The 21852-nt window shown below is 65.9% G+C and carries 19 protein-coding genes; 10 read left to right on the forward strand and 9 right to left on the reverse strand.

All coding sequences use genetic code 11. The features are described from left to right. Positions 1 to 411: 411 nt before the first annotated feature. A complete protein-coding gene (locus NLR35_RS31800; protein WP_257170498.1) occupies positions 412 to 1065 on the forward strand; it encodes an HAD-IA family hydrolase in 654 nt (217 codons plus the stop codon). Between the two features lie 294 nt (positions 1066 to 1359). Here NLR35_RS31800 and NLR35_RS31805 read toward each other — a convergent pair whose 3' ends face one another. From NLR35_RS31805 to NLR35_RS31815, 3 genes are all read right to left on the reverse strand, one after another. After that, a complete protein-coding gene (locus tag NLR35_RS31805) occupies positions 1360 to 1842 on the reverse strand; it encodes a hypothetical protein (RefSeq protein WP_257170499.1) in 483 nt (160 codons plus the stop codon). A gap of 143 nt (positions 1843 to 1985) precedes the next feature. Next, positions 1986 to 2474: a DUF427 domain-containing protein gene (locus NLR35_RS31810; RefSeq protein ID WP_257170500.1), complete on the reverse strand. Its 489-nt coding sequence runs from the start codon at positions 2472 to 2474 to the stop codon at positions 1986 to 1988. Positions 2475 to 2583: 109 nt separating this feature from the next. Then, complete coding sequence (locus NLR35_RS31815; RefSeq protein ID WP_257170501.1) at positions 2584 to 3387, reverse strand: MBL fold metallo-hydrolase; 804 nt, start codon at positions 3385 to 3387, stop codon at positions 2584 to 2586. 122 nt (positions 3388 to 3509) lie between these two features. Between NLR35_RS31815 and NLR35_RS31820 the strand changes: the two genes are divergently transcribed. From NLR35_RS31820 to NLR35_RS31855, 8 genes are all read left to right on the forward strand, one after another. After that, positions 3510 to 4625: a ring-opening amidohydrolase gene (locus NLR35_RS31820; RefSeq protein ID WP_257170502.1), complete on the forward strand. Its 1116-nt coding sequence runs from the start codon at positions 3510 to 3512 to the stop codon at positions 4623 to 4625. A gap of 269 nt (positions 4626 to 4894) precedes the next feature. Then, a complete protein-coding gene (locus NLR35_RS31825; RefSeq protein WP_257170503.1) occupies positions 4895 to 7303 on the forward strand; it encodes a TonB-dependent siderophore receptor in 2409 nt (802 codons plus the stop codon). A gap of 162 nt (positions 7304 to 7465) precedes the next feature. Further along, positions 7466 to 7717 carry a hypothetical protein gene (locus tag NLR35_RS31830; protein WP_257170504.1) on the forward strand — a complete coding sequence of 84 codons (252 nt, stop codon included), beginning with the start codon at positions 7466 to 7468 and terminating at the stop codon, positions 7715 to 7717. Between the two features lie 18 nt (positions 7718 to 7735). After that, positions 7736 to 10267, forward strand: a complete 2532-nt coding sequence (locus tag NLR35_RS31835) for a TonB-dependent siderophore receptor (RefSeq protein WP_257170505.1) — start codon at positions 7736 to 7738, stop codon at positions 10265 to 10267. Between the two features lie 45 nt (positions 10268 to 10312). Beyond that, entirely contained in the window at positions 10313 to 11002 is a 690-nt protein-coding gene (locus tag NLR35_RS31840) for a Fe2+-dependent dioxygenase (RefSeq protein WP_257170506.1), read from the forward strand. 1105 nt (positions 11003 to 12107) lie between these two features. After that, positions 12108 to 13151, forward strand: a complete 1044-nt coding sequence (exbB, locus tag NLR35_RS31845; protein WP_257170507.1) for a tonB-system energizer ExbB — start codon at positions 12108 to 12110, stop codon at positions 13149 to 13151. 6 nt (positions 13152 to 13157) lie between these two features. Then, positions 13158 to 13607, forward strand: coding sequence for a TonB system transport protein ExbD (gene exbD, locus NLR35_RS31850; protein WP_006611586.1), 450 nt, complete (start codon positions 13158 to 13160; stop codon positions 13605 to 13607). Positions 13608 to 13634: 27 nt separating this feature from the next. Beyond that, positions 13635 to 14423: an energy transducer TonB gene (locus tag NLR35_RS31855; RefSeq protein ID WP_257170508.1), complete on the forward strand. Its 789-nt coding sequence runs from the start codon at positions 13635 to 13637 to the stop codon at positions 14421 to 14423. Positions 14424 to 14924: 501 nt separating this feature from the next. Here NLR35_RS31855 and NLR35_RS31860 read toward each other — a convergent pair. The 4 genes from NLR35_RS31860 to NLR35_RS31875 all read right to left on the reverse strand — a co-directional run bounded on the left by NLR35_RS31860 (position 14925) and on the right by NLR35_RS31875 (position 18923). Further along, positions 14925 to 16790 carry an outer membrane beta-barrel protein gene (locus NLR35_RS31860; protein WP_306577827.1) on the reverse strand — a complete coding sequence of 622 codons (1866 nt, stop codon included), beginning with the start codon at positions 16788 to 16790 and terminating at the stop codon, positions 14925 to 14927. A gap of 107 nt (positions 16791 to 16897) precedes the next feature. Beyond that, a complete protein-coding gene (locus tag NLR35_RS31865) occupies positions 16898 to 17239 on the reverse strand; it encodes a cupredoxin domain-containing protein (protein ID WP_257170510.1) in 342 nt (113 codons plus the stop codon). Positions 17240 to 17836: 597 nt separating this feature from the next. Continuing rightward, positions 17837 to 18634, reverse strand: coding sequence for a cytochrome b/b6 domain-containing protein (locus NLR35_RS31870; RefSeq protein ID WP_257170511.1), 798 nt, complete (start codon positions 18632 to 18634; stop codon positions 17837 to 17839). Between the two features lie 10 nt (positions 18635 to 18644). Continuing rightward, the gene (locus NLR35_RS31875; protein ID WP_006611581.1) at positions 18645 to 18923 is read right to left on the reverse strand and encodes a PepSY domain-containing protein; all 279 of its coding nucleotides are present in this window, start codon (positions 18921 to 18923) and stop codon (positions 18645 to 18647) included. Here NLR35_RS31875 and NLR35_RS31880 point away from each other — a divergent pair. Continuing rightward, positions 18904 to 19422, forward strand: a complete 519-nt coding sequence (locus tag NLR35_RS31880) for a hypothetical protein (RefSeq protein ID WP_257170512.1) — start codon at positions 18904 to 18906, stop codon at positions 19420 to 19422. The genes NLR35_RS31875 and NLR35_RS31880 overlap by 20 nt on opposite strands. Positions 19423 to 19745: 323 nt before the next feature. Here the strand turns inward: NLR35_RS31880 and NLR35_RS31885 are convergent, their stop codons facing one another. Continuing rightward, on the reverse strand, positions 19746 to 20360 hold the full coding sequence (locus tag NLR35_RS31885; RefSeq protein WP_257170513.1) for a DUF4399 domain-containing protein: 615 nt from the start codon (positions 20358 to 20360) through the stop codon (positions 19746 to 19748). Positions 20361 to 20369: 9 nt separating this feature from the next. After that, positions 20370 to 21845, reverse strand: a complete 1476-nt coding sequence (locus NLR35_RS31890) for a formylglycine-generating enzyme family protein (RefSeq protein WP_257170514.1) — start codon at positions 21843 to 21845, stop codon at positions 20370 to 20372. Positions 21846 to 21852 lie beyond the last annotated feature (7 nt).

Here is a 21852-nt window from a genome sequence, read left to right on the forward strand (position 1 = left end):
TCGGCGTTCTTGCCCCCATCGCCCGCGCGAGCCGTCACAGCATCGACAGCGAACTTGACCTCAGCATCGAGAGGCCAGGACCACACGACTTCGCCGTCCGTGTCGGCAAGGCGCTCGTCGAGCGCCGCCACCACGTCCATCGCAGCCCACCTCACGTTCGTGACGACGCGTCCGTCCCTCTGCTCGAGGCGGGGTGGAGTGAGATAACCACACCTTCCATAAAAACGCAAGATATTTATATTTTTCAGAATTTCACGTCAGGAACGTTCCGTGCGGCGCGGCGATATCGACCGAAAGGGTATGAGTGCGCAAAGAGCACACCCAACATCTCTTCCCGAACCGCCACTGCGGATACGAAGTGGATGCTATAGGCATCCCCACTTCACCCTCTCCTGCCCAGGACGTCTCTGCGTGCCGCTCATCATCTTCGACTTCGACGGCACGCTGGTCGACAGCCGCGCGCTGATCCTGGAATGCCATCGCACCGTCTTCACTGAATTCGGCTTGCCGGTGCCGTCCGCACCGGACAGCCTTGCCCTGATCGGCCGCTCGCTGGAGCTCGTGCTGGTCGAACTCGCAGGCGCTGACGCACCTGTGCAGGACATGGTGAGCGCCTATGGGCGGCGGCTGCCGCGGCTGCGGGCCGATCCGCTATTTGCGGAAGCACCGTTCGGCGGCGTCGCAGAGCTTCTCCATGACCTCAGCCGCAGATCAGAGACGCAGCTCGGCATCTCGACCGGTCACACCTCGACAGCCGTCGTACCCGCGCTCGCGGCGCTCGGCTGGCGCGACTGGTTCAGCACCATCCAGGCCGCCGACATGGCACCGTCGAAGCCGCATCCCGCCATGTTGCTGCAGGCCATGGCGGCGACCGGCGCTATGGCCGGCGACACCGTGTTCATCGGCGACACCAGCTTTGACATGCAGATGGCCAAGGCTGCGGGAGTTAGAGGCATCGGCGTGACCTGGGGCTATCACACGACTGAGCAGCTCGAGGAGGCTGGCGCGAGTGGGGTGGTGAAGACGGTGAGTGAGCTGCGGGCGCGGCTGGGAGAGCTGCGTTAGATGTCCAATGAAACAGGGCGGCCTCCGCACCGCTGTGCGATACAGTGCCCTCGCCCCTTGCGGGAGAGGGCAGCACCGGCAGAGCCTCAAATTCGCTCGGGTGAGGGGTTCTCTCAGCGAACAACGCGCGTGGAGAGAACCCCTCACCCAACCGAGCCCGCAGCGCTGTCCTACATGCCCTCTCCCGCCCTGGCGAAGCTTCGCTTCGCCTTGGGGGCGAGGGCACAGTCAAGGCCATCATACCCGCGGTAGGACTAAAAGGGATCTGCTACAAAGAACCACCTCCGCCGCGTCTCAATCCGGCAGATTCGTAAACTTCGGCCGCCAGACGCCGAGGATGACGTTCACCGTCGCGACGCCGAGCATGACCCAGATGGCGCCCTGCTCGGTGCCGAAATTGGGGGCGAGCGTGGCGGGATCGATCTGGCCGGCGACGGCGCGGGCGGCTTCGTCGGCGGCTTCCTGCATCGGGCCCTGCACGGCGGCAAAGCCCCATTCGAAGACGAGGATGCCGGAGGCGAGCTTGGCGAGCGCCCAGCCGGCGCTGTGCAGCGCACGGTTGATGGCGATGGCGAGCAGGCCGGCCACCAGCGTCAGGCCGAGCGAGGGGAAGAAGACGTAGCGGACGATGGCGCCCATCGCGGCACGCATTTCGGCGTAGTGCGAGAGGGACACCGAGGGCTGCGGGATCAGGCCGAGCAGCACGACGAGACAGGCCATCGCGCCCATCATGCCGATCGCGCCCATCGTATGCAGGAACTTCATCAGCCGTCGCATGGCGTCGTCCCCCGGATGTCGCGAACAGGGAAGTCGGAGGGGCCGCTGGTCCCATCCGTGGCCGCTGCGGCGCAAAAGCGCACGCGCCGGCCACACTGTACTATACGATCGATCGGCCGCCGCGGTTCATCCGATCTCGCCGTCTACCAGTATCGCGTGCCCGGTGCGCCCTTGAACGGGCCGACCACGGCCGAGGTGATCCAGCCGCCATAGAAATCGCCCTCTTGCGCCGCGACGCGCTCATCGCCGACGAAGCAGTCGTCGACGCGGGATGCGTAGAAGGCCAAATGGCCCGCGATCGGCGCAAAAGAGGGTGTCGGCTGCTCGTAGCTCCACGCCGCCTGCTCCGACAGGCGGCCATCGACCGCCAGCGTCCAATAGCCGGCGACGCCCTTGAACTCGCAAAACGAGCGGCCGGGCGCAGGACGCAGCCATCGCATCGCAACATGCTGTGGCGGCAGGTAATAGACCGGCGGATGGCTGGTCTCGAGCACGCGATAACCGTCCTGGGTGTCGGCGATCGTCACGCCTGCGAACACGACGCGCAGCCGCGCCGTACAGCGCTCGAGGCGCGGCGGCCGCGGATAATCCCACACCGACTCCTGGCCTGGTCCTGGCGCGATGCGTTGCATGACCATGTCTCCCTGTGCGGCCGCACGGCCGCCTTCAGCGAGATAACGAGGGAGGCAGCAATGAGGATCAATCAGGGAAGCAGCGCATTCAGCGCGGCCTCATGCATCCTCAGGCGATCGCCGCGAGATAGCGCGTCACGGAGCGGTCGAAGGCTGCCTTGCCGTCCTCGGCGACGTTCTTCTGCCACCACGCGCCGTAGATCCGCTCGAACGCCAGCGGCGCCACCGCATTGGCGATGCGGCGCACGGCGGCGGGGCCGAGCGGGATGTAGTTCGGATAGGAATACATGAAGCTGACGTGGCGACGGTCCATCGCGACCATCGCGATGTCGCCGGCGAACAGCGCGCCCTTACCGCCGGCGCCGTTGCGCCAATGAAGCATGGTCGCGCCCGCAAAATGGCCGCCGGTGCGCAGCAGCCTGATGTCGTCGGAGATCTGCAGCGCGTCGCCGGTCCAGGGCACGATGGAGGGATGTGGCCGGGTGACGAAGGCGGCGTCATCGCCATGCAGATAGGCCGGCGCGTTGCCGAAGGCCGCGCTCCAATCGGCGACCGCGCCATAATAATGCGGATGCGAGATCGCGATCGCCTTGAGCCCGCCGAGCGCCCGCACCTCCGCGATCGCCGCCTCGGTCGCCAGGGGGATGCAGTCCCACATCACGCAGCCGTCCGGCTCCGGGATCAGCAGCGCGCGCTGGCCGATCGCGAAGCTCGGCTCCAGGGCGAGGCCGGTCAGGCCATCGTCCTCGCGGCAGACCACCTTGTGGCGCGCCGCGAGCTCGTCGCGGCTGAGGAAGCTCTGGCCTTTCCAGTTCACATATTGCCGCTCGTCCTCGCAGACGACGCAATGGGCCGGCGGCGACGGCTTGTCGGGAAACTGCGCGCCGCATTGTGAGCAGGTCCAGAGAGCCATGGATCACCGGGACGTTCGAAGTGGGATAAGGCGAGGATAGCATGCCGGCCATCCCGCAACAGCATCGCGCGCGGCATCGTGATTGCCTATCGTCGGCGCGACACTCATCGGAGCTCCCGGACATGCCGACCGCCTATCGCCGCGCCGCCGTTCACCGCCTGCCGATGCGAGGGCCCGACGATGTCGGCGCGCTGCAGGCGGCGATCGCGCAAGGCGCGATCGACCCGGCCGGCATCGTCGCCATTCTCGGCAAGACCGAGGGCAATGGCTGCGTCAACGACTTCACCCGCGCCTTCGCCGTGCGCTCGCTCGAGACGCTGCTCGGACAGCATCTGCCGGCGGAGGCCGTCCGGCAGATCGCGATGGTGATGTCCGGCGGCACCGAGGGCGCGCTGTCGCCGCACATGATCGTGTTCGAGGCCCGCAAGGATGACGCCGGCACGCCGCGCGCCCACCCGACATCCCTGGCGCTGGGGCGCGCGCGGACGCCGGTGCTCCCGAGCGAGCATCTCGGCCGGCTGCAGCAGGTCGAGCAGGTTGCAGCCGGCGTGCGCGCCGCGATGGCCGATGCGGGCATCAAGGATCCTGTCGACGTCCACTACGTCCAGGTGAAATGCCCGCTGCTGACGATGGAGCGGATCGAGGCGGCGGAGGCGCGCGGTGCCCGCACGGCCGTGCGCGATACGCTGAAGTCGATGGGCTTTTCACGCGGCGCGTCAGCCCTCGGTGTCGGCGTCGCGCTCGACGAGATCGCGCTCTCGGACATCTCCGATGCTGATATCTGCGCGGACTATGCGCGCTACAGCGAGCGCGCCGCGACCTCGGGCGGGGTCGAGCTGCTCGATCACGAGATCATGGTGGCCGGCATGTCCGCCGACTGGACCGGCCCGCTCGGCATCGACCACGCCGTCATGCGCGATGCGATCGACATCGAGCCCGCGCGGGCCGCCCTGGCGCGGCTCGGCCTGACTGTGGCGGGCCAGGTGCCGGAGGCCGCGCGCGGCCGCATCGCCGCGGTGCTGGCCAAGGCGGAGGCGGCGCAGAGCGGCAAGCTGCGGGGACGCCGGCATACGATGCTCGACGACAGCGACATCTCCTCGACCCGCCATGCCCGCGCCTTCGTCGGGGGCGCCCTGGCCGGATTGTTCGGCTTCACCGACCTGTTCGTCTCCGGCGGCGCCGAGCATCAGGGCCCGGACGGCGGCGGACCGATCGCGATCATCGCCGACCGAGGCTGATCGCGGGGGCGGCTGCAGGAAGTGGAGAAGCCTGCGGCCACTCCGCCCTTTCGCTGAGATCACGGTATCTCAGAACCTATCGGCGCGGCATCAGCACCAGATGCGACTGATTATCACATGCATGAGGTACGATCTTCCCAGTCCAGCCATCGACAGAACCAGTTTTGGTCCCATTGCGCCTCCTTGTTGAGAGGCGTTCGCAATTGGAACGGGCCGATTGCGAGCCACGAACCAGAGTTCAGTTCTGCGTACCGATGGGGTGGTTGAGTATGGGACAAGCCGTTTTTCCAGCAAGCCTGCGCGCCGGGGCGGCGCATCGAGGGGGCGCCGCCCCCGATCTGACCGGGAGGGACATCTCCGGGGTGAAGGTGTCGGCGGTGGCAAGCCTGATCGCGGTGGCATCGTTCTCCGGCGCCGAGGCGCAACAGGCGCCGCTGCCGTCCGTCACCGTCGAAGCACCGGCTGCGCGCACCAAGCCGGCGGCCTCGCGGCCGTCGGCCGACCAGGTCCGCGCCCGCAGCGCGCTGCGCCGGGCCGCCCGCCAGCAGCAGCAACAGCAGGCGCCCGCCGGCCCGCAGACGCCGCCCGATGCCAATCCTTATGCCGACGCAGCCGCGCCCTATAAGGTCGACCGCGTCGCCTCCGGCAAGTTCACCGAGAAGCTGGTCAACACGCCAAAGACGATCACCGTGATGAGCAAGGAGGTGATGGAGGACAAGCGCATCACCACCTTGAAGGAGGTCGGCCGCTCCACCGCCGGCGTGACGCTCGGCTCCGGCGAGGGCGGCAACGCGTTCGGCGACCGCTTCTTCATCCGCGGCTTCGATGCGCGCAACGACATCTTCATCGACGGCATCCGCGATCCCGCGGTGTCGGTGCGCGAGAACTTCTTCACCGAGCAGGTCGAGATCCTGCGCGGGCCTGCGTCGGCCTATGCCGGACGCGGCACCGCCGGCGGCGCGATCAACATCATCACCAAGCAGGCCGGCGACCGTAATTTCTATAACGCCGAGTCGACCATCGGCACCGACCAGACCAAGCGCGTGACGCTCGACGTCAACCAGTCGATCTCGCCGACCTTCGCGGTGCGCACCGGCGGCCTGTTCCAGGACGCCAATGTGGCGGGACGCGACCACGTCACCGACGACCGCTGGGGCGGCTTCATCTCGACCAAGTGGACGCCGAACGATTCGGTGAAGGTGACGACCAACTACGTCCACACCGATCTCTCAGGCTATCCGGATTTCGGCGTGCCGTTCTACAAGCAGGGCAACATTCCGGCGACCTCGGCCGGCATCCCCCGCAACACCTGGTACGGCTTCCTCAACCGCGACTTCCAGGCGGCGCGGCAGGATTTCGGCACGCTGGCGGGCGAGCTCAAGCTCAGCGACAGCGTCACCTTCTCGAGCAAGCTGCGCGGCGAGCATTCCGAGCTGAACTATATCGGCACCCTGCCCAATGCGAGCGTGGCGGGGACGGCGAACGCCGACCCGACCAAATGGATCTTCAACGCCAGCGCGCAGAGCCGCTACCAGCTGGTCGACAACTGGGCCAACCAGAACGATCTGACGTTCAAATACGACACCGGCCCGGTCAAGCACACCACGGTGATGGGCACCGAGTTCTCCAAGGAGAACATCTCGATCGACCGCTACGCCGGCCTGACCTCCGAGGCGTTCGGCAGCCAAGGCACCACCGGCGGCGGACTGCAGAACCAGAGCATGTTCAGCCCCGGCTATACCAACCTGCCGTTCACCACCGTGCCCTATCTGACCGGCAATCCGACGCGCTACGATGTCGACAGCAAGAGCGCCTATGTCATCGACACCGCGAACTGGCGCGACACGCTGATCTTCACCGGCGGCCTGCGCTATGACGGCTATGCCATGCGCTCGTCGAACAACACGGCGTCGGCGTCTGTCGATTCCGACCTGATCAACTACAATCTCGGCCTGGTCTACAAGCCGCTGCCGATCGGCAGCCTCTACGCGGCCTATGCGACCTCGGCCAATCCGTTCGGCTCCGAGCTCGACGGCACCGCGACGGATTACGGCGGCATCCCGCCGAACAGCACCATCATCCTCGGGCCGGAGCGCAACAAGGGCGCCGAAATCGGCACCAAATGGGAGCTGTTCGATCGCCATCTCCTGGTGACCGGCGCACTGTTCCAGACCACCAAGGACAATGCCCGCGAGACCGTCAACGGCCTGCTGACCTCCGGCGCCGCCTATCGCATCCAGGGCATCGACATCGAGGCCGAGGGCAAGCTGACCGATCGCTGGAGCATCTTCGGCGGGCTGGTGCTGATGCAGTCCAAGGTGACGCAGAGCGGCGTCGCCTCCAACACCGGCCTGCAGCTCGCCAACATCGCCCACCAGTCGCTGAGCGTGCTCTCCAAGTACAAGTTCGACGACGGCTGGGAGATCGGCGGCCAGGCGGTGTACCGCTCAAAGGTGTTCGGCGGCACCTTCGCGGCCAACACCGGCAACGAGCTGCCGAGCTACTGGCGCTTCGATGCCTTCATCGAGAAGCAGTTCGACAAGAACTGGAGCGCCAAGCTCTACGCCCAGAACATCACCAACCAGCTCTATTACGATACGTTCTACCGCAGCAACGTGCCGTTTACGCAGGTCGCGCCGGGACGTGCCTTCTACCTGATCACCACCGCGAAGTTCTGAACAGGCCGATCACGAACACGCAACGATGTTGCCGGATTCCCGCCGCACCCCGCCGGTGCGGCGGGTGCGACGGCGAGACGAAACGCCGCAGTCTGAGACATTCCGACGCAGGTATTCGCATCATCCAGTGGTATCGGGTGCTGCCATTCGCCTGATCAGGGATTGAAGCGCATCAATGCGCGCAACCAGGAGGTTTCATCTGTTGCCGCGACGCGACAGCTTGCGAGCAATTGTCATTATCAGCAATCGAAGGAAACATTTCGCATTCCGGCCATGAGCGGAACCAGCTTTGGACCCCTTTCCCCGCTTCTTGACTTGCATTCGCAACTGGCCGCGCCGGTTGCGGCGTTCAACGAACCCGAGGTCCCCAAGGGGGAACTCCAGGGTTCCAAGCCCAAGTCTCAAGTTGCGTAACGAATGGGGTGGTCGAGTATGGGTAAGGCAGTCTTTCCAAGGAGCTTGCGTGGAGCAAGCTGGCACGCAGAGGAACCGTCCGCTGAGATGTCCGGCGTGAAGGTCTCGGCGGTCGCGAGCCTGATCGCGGTCGCATCCTTCTCCAGTGCCGAAGCCCAGCAGGCGCCGCTGCCGTCCGTCAACGTCGAAGCTCCGGTGGCGCGTCCCAAGCCGGCTGCCTCGCGCCCGAGCGCCGAGCAGATCCGCGCCCGCGACGCGATGCGCCGCGCGGCCCGTCAGCAGCAGCAGCAACAGGCTGCCGCGCCGAAGAGCAGCCTGCCGCCCGACCGCAACCCTTTCTCCAGCCCCGCCTCGGACTACAAGGGCGAGCGGCTGCAGGCCTCCGGCAAATTCCCGGAGAAGCTGCTCAACACGCCGAAGACCGTGACGGTTCTCAGCAAGGAGATCCTGGCTGACAAGAACTCCACCAGCCTGAAGTCCGCGGTGCTGTCGACCGCCGGCGTGACGCTCGGCACCGGCGAAGGCGGCAACGCGTTCGGCGACCGCTTCTTCATCCGCGGCTTCGACGCCCGCAACGACGTCTTCATCGACGGCGTGCGCGACGCCGGCGTCTCGGTGCGCGAGAACTTCTTCACCGAGCAGGTCGAGATCCTGCGCGGCCCGAACTCCTCCTTCGCCGGCCGCGGCACCACCGGCGGCGCGATCAACATCGTGACCAAGCAGGCCACCCCGGAGAGCAGCTTCTACAACATCGACACCACGCTTGGCACCGACCAGACCAAGCGCGTGGTCATCGACGTCAACCAGAAGATCACGCCGACCTTCGCGGCGCGCGTCGGCGGCCTGTTTCAGGATGCCGGCGTCGCCGGACGCGACTTCGTCACCGACAAGCGCAATGGCGGCTTCATCGCCACCAAGTGGACGCCTCTCGACACCGTGACGCTGGTGACCAACTACATCCACACCGAGGTCTCGGGACGTCCTGACTTCGGCGTGCCGTATTATCGCCAGGCCGGCAACCTGACGCCCGGCGCACCGTTCCCGGAGGTCGGCTCGCCGCGCAACGCGTGGTATGGCTTCCTCAATCGCGACTTCCAGCGGATCGGACAGGATATCGGCACGTTCAATGCCGAGGTGAAGATCACGCCCGACCTGACGATCTCCGACAAGGTCAGGGTGTCGCGCTCGGTTCTGAACTACATCGGCACGCTGCCGGAAGGTGCGACCAACATCAATCCGCCATCCGCGGCGGTGATCCGCGCCAACCCGCAGAGCCGCTTCCAGCAGACCGACGTGCTGGCCAACCAGCTCGATGCCACCTACAAGTTCGACACCGGGGCCTTCAAGCACACCCTCGTCGCCGGCCTCGAAGTGTCGCAGGAAAAGGCACTCATCAACAGCTACACCGGGCTGACCTCCGAGCAGCAGGGCCTGGCGTTCTCGGGCGCAGGCTCGCTGTCGGGCGTGAGCGTGTTCAACCCGCAGTTCACGGATCTGCCGTTCGGCATTCCCTCGCTGAGCCAATTCCCGACCAACATCAAGATCGACACCGCGAGCTTCTACGCGCTCGATAGCGTCAACTACCGGGATCTCGTCATCCTGAACGGCGGCGTCCGCTACGACAAATACGACGTGCGTGTGGATGGTTTCGGCACCGTGAACGGTGTTGCCAACGTGCCCGGCTCGACGGCAGCCTCGAGCGGCATGCCGAACTTCAACCTGGGACTGACGCTGAAGCCGGTGCCCTATGCCAGCTTCTATGCGGCCTATGCGACGTCGTCGAACCCGGTCGGCGCGGAGTTCGACGGTCTCAGCGCCCAGTACGGCGGCATTTCAGCCGTGACGAATGGCGGTGCCAACCAGGTCTTCGGGCCGGAGAAGAACACCTCTATCGAGATCGGCACCAAATGGGAGCTGCTCGACGGGCGGCTGCTGGTCACCGGCGCGCTGTTCCAGACCGAGAAGGAGAATGCCCGCGAGTCGTTCAACGTCACCAGCGCCAAGAATGCCACGGCAAACTGCCCCTATAACGTCACCACGGGCTCGGTGCCGTGTCTCTCGGCGGGCGCGGCCTACCGTATCCGCGGCATCGACATGCAGGCAGGCGGCAAGCTGACCGACAAATGGAGCATCTTCGGCGGCATCGTGCTGATGCAGTCCGAGGTGACGAAGTCGAACATCCTGCCGGCCAACACGGCGCTGTTCACCAGCAATGTCGGCCTTCAGCTCGCCAACACCGCGCACCAGTCGTTCAGCCTGCTGACGAAGTACCAGATCAACGATACCTGGGAGATCGGCGGCCAGGCCGTGTATCGCTCGAAGATCTTCGGCGGCACCTGGCTCGCGGCGAACCAGGGCACCGAGCTGCCGAGCTACTGGCGCTTCGATGCCTTCGCCGAAGCCAAGCTCGACAAGAATTGGACGGCGAAGCTGTTTGTTGCCAACATCTTCGACAAGCTCTACTACGACGCCTTCTATCAGAGTGCCACGCCGTTCACGTTGGTGGGACCGGGAAGAAGCGCATCGATCGTCCTGTCGGGCCGCTTCTGATCGCCCGACGACCCGAACCGGGGCACAAATCGAGTTGATGAGTTCATGCTGATCTGTGTCCCCGGAATTCTGAGCAAAGACGATGTGGCGGACTTCCGCCGCATCATGGACCAAAGCGACTGGGAGGACGGCCGCTCGACCGCCGGCGCCCAGTCGGCCATGGTCAAGCGCAACGAGCAGCTGCCGCCCGACAGCGAGGTGGCGCGCAAGCTCGGCCACCGCATCATCTCGGCGATGACCGCCAATCCCCGCTTCCTCGCCGCCGCCATCCCGCAGCAAATCTTTCCGCCGCTGTTCAACCGCTACGCCGCCGACGCGGGCCATCATTTCGGCATTCACGTCGACAATGCCGTGCGCGGCGACAAGCTGACGGGCCTGCGCATCCGCACCGACCTCTCGGTCACACTGTTTCTCTCCGAGCCTGAAGAATATGATGGTGGCGAGCTCGTCATCGAGGATCTCTACGGCTCGCATGAGGTGAAGCTGCCGGCCGGCGATCTCGTGCTGTATCCCGCCTCCAGCCTGCACATGGTCACGCCGGTCACACGCGGCGTTCGCGTCGCCTCGTTCTTCTGGCTGCAGAGCATGATCCGCGATCCGCTCGCGCGCAGCATGATCTTCGATCTCGACACCACGATCCAGGGTTTGTCGCAGCGATTGGGACGCGACGATCAGGAGATGGTGCGGCTGACCGGCCTCTATCACAACCTGATCCGCTATTGGGCCGAGGCCTGAGCACAATGTGCTGACGCTGCGCCCACCGCCTCGGTGCCGCGGCCACCGCCCTTACTCGCGTTGATTCCTGCTCGGCCATGAACCGGTTGCCCTCTGCAGAGGCAAACCCGGTTCATCTATTTTTGTGGCACCCTGCGGCCCCATGGAGGCCAGACCAGCGTTCCTTAACCGACGATTGTTTCCAGGTTGAGTTTTTCGCCGTCTCCACTGCTGTCACGCTCCGCGAAGGCGGAGCATCCAGTCCTCCGCGGCAGCAGAATTTGAACCGAGGTGTCGCGGCGTACTGGATCGTTCGCTTTCGCGGACGATGACAGCCGGGTCTACATGATCAATGTGCCCAGAATTATAGAAACGCGCATCGACACGCTCAGGCGTCCCAGCCCAACATCCCGCTGCGAGACGATGATGCATGATCAGGCACCATCGCCATCGTGTCGGGCACCGAATCATCAGCACGACATGCGACAGCAAAGCTGAACGAACGCGCCGCCCGCATTGCGCGCCATGTGGATCAGGGGCCGCGGCGGCGACTAATTAGAATTGATGCAAGTCCGAACCGCGGCATTTGCGTGGCCACCCCGTCGCGATGACCGTGCCTTGCCTGCAACACGCCCGCGCAAGCCAAGGCTTTCAGATAGTTAGACCCGAGCATCGCGCATCGCGCGGCGTTGTGACGGCAGCACGCGTCGATTCGATCCATCGCATCGCACGCGCCGACGAGGTTGCCGACATCGATGTTTCCGCTTTGAGTCAACGCGCCGTCTCAAATCAGCCCCGTTAAGACTAGAAGCATTACAGAGAAGTTAACTACCAAGGGGTGTGCAGCAACATGTTCAGGAACGTTCTTTACGTAGGAGCGGTGATTGCCGCCGTTTCGGCCGGCGCACTTGCGCATGCCGAGCAGCCGGCCGCCGCGCCGAAGCCTGGCCAGGCTGCGACTGCGCCGCAGACCGCAACAACGACTCCGGCGAGCACCGCCGCAGCGAAGAGCGTCCCAACTCCGACGGCAGCAGCCGCACCTCAGGCTCCGGCTCCCGTCAACACGGCCGCGGCGACCAGCGCCCCCGCAGCGTCGACCGCTCAACATGCCGCTCCGTCTCAGACGATGGCTCCGAAGCCTGTCACCACCGGACAAGCAACGACGTCGCCGGCTTCAGCGCAGACGGCGCAAGCGCAGCAGGTAACCGCCCCCGCCTCTGCCGCACCTGCGCCCGTTGCGACGACTCCCGCAGCAACGACCAGCGCGGCGCCGACGCCCGCCGCGACCACGGGCCAAGCGTCCGCAGCTGCGCCGTCCGACGCGCAGGCGCCCGCCGCCACGGAAGCCGTGACGGACGCGGCCGCCGCCGACAAGCCGAAGGATCAGGCTGAGAAGCCGGCGCAATCCGCTGCACAAGCAGCAGCCCACGTGCCGCATGATCTGTCGCCGTGGTCGATGTTCCTCGCTGCCGACATCCTGGTGAAGTCGGTGATGATGGGCCTCGCACTGGCCTCGCTCGCCACCTGGACCGTGTTCATCGCCAAGACCGTCGAGTTCGCCGTTCTCCGCCGCAAGCTGAGCACCGCGCTGCGCAAGGTCGACGACGTGCGCTGGCTGTCTGAAGCCAAGCTCGCCCTGGGCTCGAAGCAGAGCGTGCTCACGGTGCTGATCGATGCAGCGATGCATGAGATCAGGATGTCGTCGGAGCTGCCGCCGCACGGCGTCAACGAACGCGCCGCGTCGAGCTTCTCCGAGATCGTCCGCGCGGAAGGCCGCCGCTGCCGGACCGGCATGGGCCTGCTCGCCACCATCGGCTCGATCTCGCCCTTCGTCGGCCTGTTCGGCACCGTGTGGGGCATCATGAACAGCTTCATCGGCATCTCGAAGTCGCAGACCACGAACCTCGCCGTGGTGGCCCCGGGCATCGCCGAGGCGCTGCTCGCCACCGCCATCGGCCTCGTGGCCGCGATCCCCGCGGTGATCATCTACAATCACTTCACCCGCGTGACAAAAGGCTACATGGAGCTCGTCAACCGCTCCTCCGGCGCCACCGCCCGCATGCTGTCGCGCGATCTCGATCGCGGCCAGAGCCACCACACGCCGCAGGGCCGGAGCTTCGAGCCGATCCACGTCCACTCGTCGCCGCCGATGGCGCTGGCCGCGGAGTAACCGATCATGGCTGTCTCTCTCTCGGAAGCCGATGGCGACGACGATCTCGGTGAATCCGCCGACATCAACGTCACCCCGTTCATCGACGTGATCCTGGTGCTGCTGATCATCTTCATGGTGGCGGCGCCGCTCTCGACGGTCGACGTTCCCGTCGACCTCCCGACATCGAGCGCGACGCCGCAGAAGAAGCCCGACAAGCCGATCTATGTCAGCATCAAGCCGGACCTCACGCTGTTCGTCGGCGAGGAGCAGGTGAAGCGGGCCAGTCTCGTGAGCACGCTCGAGCACATCCCTGATGCCGCAAAGGACAAGTTCATCTTCCTGCGCGCCGACCGCGGCGTCGCCTATGGCGAGCTGATGGACGTGATGGAGCTGCTGAGGACCGGCGGCTATCCGAAGATCAAGCTGGTCACGGTCGAAGGTGTCCCGCAGGCGGCAGCGCAAGCCGCCCATTGAAACCAGTGAACCGACGGAAGTAGCAGAATGGTCGAACACAAGTATCAAGGAGCGACCCGTCGCTTGTGGATCTCGGCGGCGATCGGAGCAATGATGCTGCATGGCGGCGGCGCGGCGCTCGCGGTGGTTCATCTCAGCGGCCAGGACACCGAGGGCGGCCTCGGCGCGGCCGGTGCCGAATTCGCCCTCGAGATGGCCTCGCCTCAGGTCGAGGAGAACGACCTTCCGCCCGGTCCCGACAGCGACGCGGCCGAGGCCGCGCCGGAACAGATGCAGCAGACCGCGGAGGTGAAGGAAACGGACGCGGTCAAGGACAAGCCGACCGAGACCGAGGAAGAAGCCGACCGCGTCGTCACGCAGAACGAGCCGAAGAAGCCCGAGAAGGAAGAGCAGCAGGAGGCCGCCCAGCAGGCCGAAGCCTCGGTGGCGTCGGCCGCGCAGCAGGAGTCGGCACGCAAGGCGCTCGACGAAGCCGCGCCGCCCGCGGAGACGGCCAAGGCGCCGAATGTCGGCCTCGGCAAGGACAAGCAGAAGCTGACCGAGAACTGGGGCCGCAAGATCAGCGCCTATTTCGAGCTGCACAAGCGCTACCCCGACGGCAAGAAGCACGCCGGCACGGTGAAGGTCGCGCTGGTGCTGAGCCGCGCCGGCAAGGTGATGTCGGCCTCGGTCATGCAGTCATGCGGCGACCCGATGTTCGACGACGCGGCGATCTCGATGATCCGGCGCTCCGATCCGGTCCCGGCGCCGCCGTCCGGACTGACCGACGACCAGTTCAGCTTCAGCCTCGACGTGAACTTCAATCAGAAGAAGTAGTCGCGCGTCGTTCGACGCGCAGATCTCCGGACTCGGCGGCGTTCGCGATTCTGCGGACGCCGTCTTTTCGTGTGTGAATGCGTCGTGATCGGGATCTCGGAACCGAGCGTTTCTCAAGAGCCTCTGGCTTTGGAGCTGTGTGCGCAGAGCGCTATGCGCGCCTACTTTCCCTCACAACCACCTTCATTCGGGGGCGAGGCCGCAGGCCTCGAACCCGGAATCTCGAGTTGTCAGGATTCATGCAAGACAAGCTCGAGATTCCGGGTTCAATCGCCAATGCGCAACAGCGCATCAGCGATTGCCCCGGAATGACGGCAAGAGCAGCTGATGGGATCTGGGAGCCTGGAAGTTCAGAAGACAATCGTAACGAGGCTGGAGCCGTTGCATGTGGCCCCCCCGGAGCAAGCAGGGACGCCCTAGGTAGCCGGGCAGACCCAGCCATGACGACGGAGAGAGAGCGGGCAAATCTGCTGGATCGCGCGGGAGTGATGCTAGGGCCGATCAGTACTGCACCCTGGCGCCGACCTGCACCACCGTCGCCGACAGATTGTTCTCGCGGAAGTTCGAGCGCGTCTCCTCGCGCCGGACGCTGGCGCGGAACTGGAGCAGGCGGGAGAACTTGTAGAGCATGCCGAGCTCGACGAGATAGCGGTTGTCGACCCGGGTCGTCCCGGTGAACGCGTCCTGGCCGTAGCCGGCGAGGAAGGTGCCGACCAGCCACGGCTCGAACTGGTGCTCGACGCCGACAGTGACGTCGCGCTTGAGCACGCCGGAGATGCCGGGCTCGGTGATCTCGACCACCTGCGACTTCGCGCCGAACGCGATCGCCGTCTCCTTGGCGAACTGCCAGGTGAGATTGGCGTCCGCAATGAAGCCGTTGACCGGCTTGAGCATCGGATCCTGATAGCGGCGATTCAGATAGCCGACGGCGACGTCGCCGGTCAGCTTGTCCGCGTAGTTGAAGGTCACGCCCGCTTCGACCGCCGTGCCGGTGGAATCACGGCGGAAGCCCTCGGCGTCGACCGCGATGTCGTGAACGCGGCGGTCGACGGCGACGTCGACGAACGGCCGGATCTCCGGGGTGAGATTATAGGTGACGCGACTCTGCGAGCCGTACTGCACGAAGTTGCGATCGGCGTTGCTGACGATCTGGCCGTCCATCAGCGTCGCATTCTGGAACGCGACCCGGTCGATGGCGGCCTTGGTCGAGACCTCAAAATCCTCGAACCGCTTGGTGACGCCGGCGGAGCCGCCCACGGTGGAGGCCAGCGGAATCTTGGCGAAGCGGCCGGCGAAACGCGGCGTGCCGGGATCATCGGCATCGACGGCAACGTGGCCCTCGCCGTTGAGCGCAAACGTATCGGTGATGTCGTAGCGCCCATTCACCTTCGCGTCGACGGTGGGCCTCGAGAGCTGCCGGAGCTTGGCATAGTCGATGTAGCCGACGCGCACATCGGCGTTGAGCAGATGCTTCTCGAACTGAGAGCGCACGAGCAGGACCGGCGCAACGCTGACGAAGGCGGAGCCCTTGCCTTGCGGCACACGCCCGGGATTGCTGTCGAAGCCGGAGGACATCTCGAAGGCAGGCTTCAGAATGAAGTTTCCCACCGTGATGCCCTTGGGCTCGAAAGGGTCTTCCTCCATCATCGGCGGTGTCTGCGCCGGCTGCTCCTGAGGCTTCTGTCCTCGATTGACGGGCGGCAGCCGCATCTTCGGCCTGTCGGCTAGAACAGGCGGGATCGGCTGCGCATCCTGCCGCGGAATCGGCGGCAGATTGCGCGGCAGCACGCCGCGCGTCGCCGGCGGCGGACTGACGGCGAAGGCCAGCGCATCGAGGCAGCGATTGGGGACATTCGTCGTCGACAGCCGGCCCGGCGTCGACAGGCAGCCGCCGACCAGAAGGCCTGCCGAGGGCGCGCCGAAGAAGCCGTTGCGGACGGGGGCGAGACGCGGTGCGGGCTCGCGGCGCGCCGCCTGAGGCAGCGCACCGGCTCCCGGATCGATCGGCGAGCGCGTCGTCCGCGCCGGCGGTCGCTCCTCCATTTGCTCCGGCGCCTTCTGCTCAGGATCGGTCCCGCCAGGCGAGACGATCACCTGCGGAATGACCAGCGGGCCGCTGCCATTCGCCGGCCGCGCCGGCTGGCGGCGGCGATTGGGGACGACCACGACGGGCCCGCCCTCCGTGGTCCCGGGATCTGCATAGGCCCGGGCCTGCGTGCCGGGGATGACGGTCTGGCCGTAGGACGGCGCGATCCCGAACAGTGTCACGAGCAGCACGGTGATCGCCACCGGCTCCTCCCGACACCGCAGGACGTCGCCACGAATGCGACGTCCCGGCGCGCTTGTCTCTCGTCCTGCTCGTTCCAAAAAGCACCGTCTCCATCGCGTGCGGCAGTTCTTCGAAGCTGAGGCTTCCGCGGTGACGTGCCGTGGGTCAGGACGCCGCGAAAGCCGTGAGGTCACCTGGGGTCACATCACTCGACGACCAGCGTGCCCTTGTTGCCCTGGTGAAAGTCGTCGAAGAACTCGTAGCGGCCGGGCTTCTGCGCCTTGACCTTCACGACGCCTTCCATGTTCGGCTTGATCACCGTCTCGAACTGCAGCGGCTCGCTCTCGAACTCGACGGGCGCGCCATCCAGGTTCTTGACCTTGAACACGATCGGCGTATCGGCCGGCGCCTTCAGCTCGGCCGGCTGAAACTTGTTGTCCTTCACCGAAATCTCGATGGTGGTCTCGGCTGCGCCGGCAGGCATTGCAACCGCCGCGGCCAGCAGCGTGACGGCTCCTGCGGCGAGTACGTTCTGAAAGAGCTTCATGATGTATGTCCCTGTCCCGAATTCACCCGTGTGCCGGATGTCTTCTCTGCCCACCGCTCCCGGCGAGGCTCCGACACTTCGTAGAACGACTATAAAGTTTCGAATGCGGCAATTTGCCGTGCCGAACTTTGGCAAACTCGTTGTGTGCGACAAAGCGCGTCGATTTGTTAGTTTCACAGCATCGACGTGACATGCAGCGCACTCGCCGACGCCGGCGCGCACGACGTCATGTGCCGAAGACCAGGAAAATAGCGGCTTTTTCCGCACGAATCGCAATGGCTGCTCGATGCCACTTAGTTCGCGTTCCGGACTGTTCTGATCTGAGACATCACGGCCGGTCGCGGAGCTGGCGAAGCACTACGAAGCCGACGACGGCTCATGCCGATCGCGGCGAGCTTGCGGCATCATCAGGACGCCGGCCGCCGAATCATCGGGACGGCTCCGGCGCCGAACATGCGTTCGATCCGATCGCCGACCTCCGCACGCCCCATGCATCCTTGCGCCTTCCCGGCGCGGCGCGTCCATCGATCGCGGCGGGCGCACCCTCGCCTGCCTGCTAATTGCCGATCGAGGACATGCCATCGGGACGCAGCGAGGTTACCTGCCGACCCCGAGCCGCTTGTCGTGAACGCTGAGCGAACGCGGCATGCGCGCCGGTCCCGGCGGCTTCGCCGCGGCGGCAATTTGCGGATTCGCACGCAGCGGCGGCAGATCCGGCACGACCGAAATGTGCTCCTCTTCGACGGCAGGCTCGGCTGCCGGCTTCCGTCTCTCAGCCATGATGGGGCGTGCCGCAGACGGCGCCGCACGCAGGACGCCCGGCACGCGCTTGCGTCCCGTGAGCATCGCACGCGCCAGATTCTCACGCTGCAGCAGGCTCATCCACAGCGTCCCGAGCACGTGCACGGCGATCAATGCAATGATGGCATTGGACGACAGCGCATGCGCCTGCTCGATCCAGCCGACGCCGAAGAACCGGACCGAAACCTGCATGACCCCGCTGACGGTCGAGACGATCAGGAGCGCCAGCATCACGACCAGCATCGCAGCCCCGGCCGGATTCAGGCCGAGATAGCGCCCCGTCTCTCCGCGCAACATGCCCAGGATATACTGAGGCGCTGCCCGCAGCTTGAGGCTGATGCGCGCGAACAGCGAATGCCGGCTGCCGATCAGCCCCCAGATCAGCCTGAAGGCGAGCAGGCCGATGACGGCATAGCCTGCCGTCCGATGCAATCGATCGTAGGTGTTGGGCGTGACACAGGCGACGAGCACCGAGGCTGCGAGAGCCCAATGCCAGACGCGCAGCGGAAAGTCCCAGACCGCAACGGTGTCCGAACGTGAGTTCGCCGGGGCCTCGGACGAGACGCTCCGGTGTGCCTGTCCTGCGTCACGCATGATCGTCAGATCACTTCGCCTTGGTATGCTTCAGCGCGAGGTCCTCCGGGCTGTAGAACAGCTCGAACAGCTTGCCGCCCTTGACGCCGTAGACCTCGTAGCAGGTGCCCTCGATCTTGGTCTGGCGCACCTCGTAGCCCGCCGCCTTCGCCTTGGCTTCGGCGTCGGCCACGGTCTTCCACGACGCTTTGTCGAGCTTGGTGCAATCCTTGTAGCCGTCGGCGAGTGCAGCGGAGCCGGACACCGCGCCCATCGCGAATGCAACGACCATGATCTTGATGACCTTCATTATTCAAATCCTCCTCGAAGACTGCGCCGTCGGCGCCTCCAGCGCTCAATGCGCGAGCTACAAAGGGAGGGAGATTTCAACGAAACTTGGACAGCGCCGGCTGCGCCGCGCGGCCTGCGATCCGCATGCGCGTCGCAACTCGTCCCGCATGCGGCCGCATTGTCGCTGGCAGGCGGACGCATATACGTTGCAGGCAAGATCGAACGATGTCGGCGCAACGCTGATGGTTTCTGATGCCACGCGGCTCGCGTCGTTGCGTTCGCTTGCAAGTGATATTGATTCGCAAGCAGGTATCGCCGACGCGATGGACCATCGGCGTTCTCTCCGCGCGCGACGTAACGCTGCAGACAGATCCAGGATCACACTCCTGCCCGATTGTAGCTGTGACGACGGTGCGGCGAGAAGGAAGCTAACAGCGGCGAGCTGCGACCTTAGGCCTCAGAAAAAATTTTTGAGCTCAGCGATTCCTTGCTCGCCGGAGCGCAGCGACGATACGTGAAAGCGACTGTCACGCGACCACGACGCTGCCCTGGCCACTCTGCGCACATCCGGGCGAAGCAACGCGCGCTCGCGCTGAGGGCTGCCGCTTCAACCGCGACCGGCGCCCTTGCCGATGCGGACAACCTACAGCATGGCGGATCGCTGCAGAGAAGGACTCATCGGAGGCCTCGGCTACGCCGCTCGTGTCGAGCAAGCGCTGCTGTGATCGATCGCTCCTGAAACAGCAGCCGGCGCAGCTCACGACAGCGCGTACGCGCTGGGGATCGATGACGCGCAAGAGCCGGCCGCGCCGCGACCAGCCGCGATCCATCCTGGGAGCGATCAGCGCGTGCCGGAGAAGACGCGGCTGATGAAGTCGGAGCTCTCCGGCGACTTCGTCATCTCCGGAGTTACCGTGGGCTGCAGCGGCAACGGCTCTGCTGGCGCGGCGGCGCGCTCCATCAGCTTGCGCCGCTCATTGGTGCTCCGGGTGGCGCGCGCCTGCTCTTCTCCGCTCGACTTGCCGACCGTGATCATGATCTTCTCGGAGACCACGGGCGGATCGAAGTTGATGTGCTTGGTATCGCCCAGCACGAGCTGCAGCGTATGCTTGCCGGGCGGCAGCTCGATGCGCGCTTCGGTCTCGCCGGCCGCATAATGGATGTGCTTCTTGTCGCGGGGTATCGCCTCGCCCGCCTGCATCGTCTCGTCGACATCGATCAGCAGATGATGATGGCCGCTGCCGGCGAAATCGTCACCGGCATGCGTCACGCCCATGTTGCGCAGGCCGAAGCGGCAGATGAAGGGACCGCTCACCGTCTCGCCGTCCGCCGGCGAGATGAAGTAGACGCGGGCGTCCTTTGCCGATTTGGTGCCCTTGGCCGACAGCAGCGACGGCGCGAGCGCGAGCGAGATGGTCAAGATCAAACAGAATCGCCTGGACGTGATCCGCAACATTCAGTGCCCCTATGGTGACGACGCGACGCGGAAGCCTAAGGTCTGATGCCGGATGCGGCCGTCGTAGCGATCGCGGCTTCCTGCCCGTGCCTCGGCCGAACCGTTCTTCCACGACCCGGAGCGGATGACGCGCGCGTAGCTGCCCTCTTCGAGCCAGGCCGAGCCGTCGGCCGGCGCGCCCTTGTAGTTCTTGTGCCAGGAGTCCGCGACCCACTGGCCGACGCCGCCGCCCATGTCGAACAGGCCGAACGGATTCGCCGGCGCGCTGCCGATCTTCGGCGGCTGGTCGGAGTCCGCATCGCTGCCGCCGTTGCAGCCTTTGCAGTTGGCCATGCCCGGACGCATGCGGTCGCCCCACCAATAGCGGGTGCGCTGGCCGCCGCGCGCGGCATATTCCCACTCGGCCTCCGTCGGCAGCCGGAACGACTTGCCGGTCGCCCTGGAGAGCCAGGCGAGATAGGCCTGCGTGTCGTCATAGCTCACATTGACGACCGGACGATCATCGGGCCCGGAGGCGATGTCGGGGCAGCTGGCGGCCGCCACGCACTGCTTCCACTCGCCGACGGTCACGGGATGCTTGCTCAGCGCGAACGGCCGGATGCTGACCTGATGCGCCGGCTGCTCGGAATCGTCGTCACCGCCCATCGAAAAGCTGCCGCCGGCGATTGCGACCAACTCCGGCACGCGCAGCTTCGGCTCGGGCTCCGGCGCGGCGCGCGGCGGGGCCGCGGGCTCGGCAACCGGCGGAGCAACGTCCGTGCTCGCGGTCGGACGCGGAGCGACGAAGCTGCTGGACGGCGGCCGTGAGGCGGGTGACGAATCCGGCGGCGGAGACGCCGTCTCCAGCGGAATCCGCCGCGGCGACGATGGCGGCGCGCTGGAGAGCGCGTCGCGCTGCGTGCCGGACGAGCCCGTCCATCCAGGCGGCGGCTGAATCAGCAGCCTGATCTCGCGCAGCGGCAGCAGCACGCCGCCGAGAAAGACGATGCCGAGGACCAGGACGCCGACGGCGGCGCGGATCAGCGTCTTGCGAAATCCTGCCGATCGGGCGAGCAGCGAGCGCCACCAGCCGGCTCGCGCGGCGTCCTCGTGATCATCGTGGAGGCTGTCCTCCCAGTGCTCCGTGAAGGCGGGCGTGGGCTCAGGAACCAGTTGCGGACGCGCGGGCGAAACCAGCGGCGGCGGTTCGTGCCCGGCCATTGCATCGGCCTCGCCGGCCTCCCACTCGGGCTCAAGCGACTGCTCGAGGGCGCCGCACATCATCAGCAGGAGGCCGCCCTCGCTCTTGCCGGTCCAGCGCTCCTGCACCTCGGGGCACTCGACCTGGTCCTCGACGCTGAGGAAGCTCGGCGGACGCATTGCGCTGAGCGAGACCTGCACCGTGCGGCCACAACGCCGGCACGCGACCGCGCGGGAATCCGACGGCAGGCTGTCCTCGGCGAGCCGGGGCGCCCGCAGCCATTGCAACGCTGAAGTCTCGCTCATGCCGTCC

The sequence above is a fragment of the Bradyrhizobium sp. SRS-191 genome, from assembly GCF_024586915.1.
Taxonomy (GTDB): Bacteria; Pseudomonadota; Alphaproteobacteria; order Rhizobiales; family Xanthobacteraceae; genus Bradyrhizobium.